This is a genomic window from uncultured Anaerococcus sp., from assembly GCF_937934665.1.
GTDB lineage: Bacteria > Bacillota > Clostridia > Tissierellales > Peptoniphilaceae > Anaerococcus.
In genome coordinates this window covers 1-3,419 of the sequence record NZ_CALGYW010000052.1, presented here as the reverse complement: position 1 = coordinate 3,419, position 3,419 = coordinate 1, and the positions used below count along the sequence as shown (strand labels likewise).

General features: G+C 37.3%; 3 protein-coding genes. 1 reads left to right on the top strand and 2 read right to left on the bottom strand.

Features of this window, described 5'->3' with window-relative positions; translation table 11 throughout:
• Positions 1–100: 100 nt before the first annotated feature.
• Positions 101–1,378 (top strand): nickel-dependent lactate racemase, encoded by a 1,278-nt coding sequence (gene larA / locus Q0410_RS02425; RefSeq protein ID WP_299032497.1) that lies wholly within the window; start codon positions 101–103, stop codon positions 1,376–1,378.
• Between the two features lie 307 nt (positions 1,379–1,685).
• Here larA and Q0410_RS02420 read toward each other — a convergent pair whose 3' ends face one another.
• The gene (locus Q0410_RS02420; protein WP_299032495.1) at positions 1,686–2,345 is read right to left on the bottom strand and encodes an HAD family phosphatase; all 660 of its coding nucleotides are present in this window, start codon (positions 2,343–2,345) and stop codon (positions 1,686–1,688) included.
• A 20-nt stretch (positions 2,346–2,365) separates the two neighbouring features.
• Positions 2,366–3,352 carry a thermonuclease family protein gene (locus Q0410_RS02415; protein ID WP_299032493.1) on the bottom strand — a complete coding sequence of 329 codons (987 nt, stop codon included), beginning with the start codon at positions 3,350–3,352 and terminating at the stop codon, positions 2,366–2,368.
• Between the last annotated feature and the right edge of the window lie 67 nt (positions 3,353–3,419).

Here is a 3,419-nt window from a genome sequence, read left to right as displayed (position 1 = left end):
AACTCTTCTTCGGAAGAGTTTTTTATTTTTTTTATGAAAATGTTTGCAATAATTAGAATTATGATATAAAATATATGTAGAAGAAGAAAAGGAGAATTTTATGAAACAAGTAAAACTACCATATGGAAAAGAATTTATTGAACTAGAAGTTGGCGACGATGTTGATATACTCGTAAGCCAAGCGGGTGATTTCAAAGCAGAAAAAAGCCAAGAAGACCTCGTTAAAGATGCCCTTAATAACCCAATTGGTACAGAGAAATTATCTGAACTTGTAAAAGGAAAGAAAACCATAACAATTATTTCATCTGACCACACTAGACCAGTTCCATCTGCTATAACTATGCCTATCCTTCTTGAAGAAATTAGGTCAACCAACCCAGATGCAGAGATTACTATTCTTATAGCAACAGGCTTCCACAGACCAACTACTCACGAAGAATTAGTTGCTAAATATGGTCAAGAAATCGTTGACAATGAAAATATCGTTGTTCATAAATCTGGCGTAGACGAAGATATGGTTGAGCTTGATACTCTTCCATCAGGTGGAAGACTTCTACTAAACAAACACGCTATAAATGCTGACCTACTAATAGCTGAAGGCTTTATAGAACCACACTTTTTCGCAGGATTTTCAGGCGGTAGAAAATCAGTTCTTCCAGGTATAGCTAGTGAAAAAACAGTTCTTGCTAACCACTGCTCTAAATTTATAGCAAGTGATTATTCTAGGACAGGTATCTTAGAAGAAAACCCTATCCATAAAGACATGGAATTTGCAGCTGAACAAGCTAAACTTGCCTTTATCCTAAACGTAGTAATAGATGCTGAAAAGAAAATCATCAATGCCTTTGCAGGTCACAGAGTAAAAGCTCATTATGAAGGTACAGAATTTGTAAGAGGACTTTCTACAATAGACGGAGTTAATGCAGACATAGCTGTAACAAGTAATGGTGGCTACCCACTTGACCAAAACGTTTACCAATCTGTAAAATCTATGACAGCAGCAGAAGCGGCTGCAGCTGATGATGGTATAATCATAGAAGTTTCAAGATGTAATGACGGTCACGGTGGAGAAAGTTTCTACAAGACCTTTAAAGAAGCAGCAGATCCAAAAGATATAGAAGATAGAGTTCTTCAAATACCAATGGAAGAAACTATTCCAGACCAATGGGAAATCCAAATTCTAGCAAGAATTTTAGTACGTCACAGAGTAATCTTTGTAACTGACCCAGAAAACAAACAATTAATCGAAGATATGCACATGACCTATGCAGAAAGTCTTGAAGAAGCTCTTAAGATGGCTAAGGAAATCAAAGGCGAAGATGCTAAGGTTGCCTTTGTACCAGATGGTGTATCTGTAATTGTTAATAAAAAGAAATAAGAATAGAATTTAACCTATAAAAGAAATTAGGATTTATTTTTAAAAATATTTGCTTATAGCCTCTTATAAATAAAAGCAAGGAAGTTTCTAAAACTATACATTAGATCCTAAATTCATTTATTCTTATATTAAAAAAAGATGGGGCTGTTGCAAATTGTGAATAGTTATCGTCCCATCATCATAGGGTTCTCTCTCAAAGTTTCATGTTTAGCCCGCCGGCTCATAGAGGCGAAACTTCACGAGAGGTTCCTATGATGATATTGGGACGATTTATTCATTCTGCAACAGGCTCATCTTTTTTCTTGTTTTATTTGAAGGCTTCTATGTCTATATCAGCTATACTTGTAAGGGTCATATCGGCTTCTTTTTTTATATAGTCCCACTCGCTTTTATTCCATGGGAAGTCTTTTAGGCCTACTGTTTGGATTCCTTCTTTTTTAGCTGCCTTTATAGCATAGAGGGCATCGTCAAAAAGAACACAGTCTTTTGGGTCTACTCCGTGTTTTTTGATAGAATATTGCCAGTAGCCTGGGTCTGATTTTTTCATATCCAAAAGCTCTGGGGTGGCAAAAAAATCAAAGTAGTCATAAATACCCAGTCTTTTAAGGGCCATTTCTAGGTGTTTATATGGGGTAGAGGAAGCTACTGACATGGAGAAGCCTGCTTCTTTTAATTTTTTTAATATTTCAAGGTTGCCAGGTTTTGCCATAAGTTCATTCTTATAGCCTGTATAAATTATATCTTCAAAATAGTCCATAACTTCATCAAAGGTCATGTCTTTGGCTATTTCATCGGCTATATATTGGCACATGGCTTCTATAGAGAGAGCTTCTATCCTGCCCTTCTCTTCCTTGGATAAATCTTCTAGGGTAAAGCCATACTTGGAAAAGAGCTTGTTTTGAGGCTCTATCCAAATATGCATAGAGTCTAAAATCGTCCCGTCAACATCAAATATTAGTTTTTTCATTGTTTTCCTTTCTTAATATCCTATCTTTTAGCGGCTTCATAACCTGCTTTTTTAGCAGCTGCAGCGCTTGAAAACCAGGTTACATTATCTACGCTTATCTTATTATAATCTCGCTGGCCTGGCCTGTGGTACTTACCTGAAGACATGTTTGCCTTAATTGGACCATTTGTTATATCGGCTAGGTAAGAGCCTTTCGATCCTTTTACCCAGGCGGTTTTTTGGTTTACTATAGGGATATCGCCGTTGCCTACATACTTGCCCTTGCTTGGCTTAGACTTACTTGGACTGGTTGAGCCTTGACTTTCTTTGTTAGACTCGGTCCTTTTTGGGCTTTTATCACTTTCAGTCTTCTTAGGAGAGTCTTCTCCTTCAAATTTAGCTCTTTCTGCCTTGTTATAAAGACCTAGTTCATTTTCTGAGGCACTTTTCGCTATCTTTCTAAATTGGTCAAGGTATTTTACATCTGGTGGGAAAGTTGCAAGAGCTCCATAGCCGTCGCGAAGGAGGATGCCGTTAAACATCTTATCTCTTACATCCTCAAAACTTGGATTTGAAGGATTGCTTGGTAGTCTTAGCCAAACATACCTAAGGGCTCTTTGGTACCTATCTGTTTCTGACACGTCTTTTTCTAGGTAAACTTCTCTGCCATTTAGCATAGCTTTGCTAAAGTCAGAAGCTTCCTTGCCATAAAAGCTAACAGGTTTGGTTGGATGGACAGTTTCTGGAGTATCTACTCCTATCATTCTTACCTTATAAGACTGTGACCCTACTTGGGCTGTGACGGTATCACCATCACTTACGCTTGTAATGGTTGCCTTAACAAAGCTTGCTTCTTGCTTGTTACTAGCTTCCACATGGTTTTTAGAGGTGCTCTTATCAGGGTCTTTAAGGCCACAGGCCACATCTAGGTCAAAGTCATCATAATAGACAATTGGAAGGTCTTCGCTTGCCTGAGAAGGTGTAGCAAAACATAGACCAAGGACTAGGGCTAATAGTAGTTTTTTCATTCTTATCTCCTTATGTTTTTTTATATATTCTTACCTATATTTTATATGATTTTAACTATAAAGGCAA

Bases quoted from the DNA above. Each gene is read 5' to 3' on its own strand.
- Q0410_RS02420 (WP_299032495.1), bottom strand. From the start codon at position 2,345: ATGAAAAAACTAATATTTGATGTTGACGGGACGATTTTAGACTCTATG.
- Q0410_RS02415 (WP_299032493.1), bottom strand. From the start codon at position 3,352: ATGAAAAAACTACTATTAGCCCTAGTCCTTGGTCTATGTTTTGCTACA.
- larA (WP_299032497.1), top strand. From the start codon at position 101: ATGAAACAAGTAAAACTACCATATGGAAAAGAATTTATTGAACTAGAA.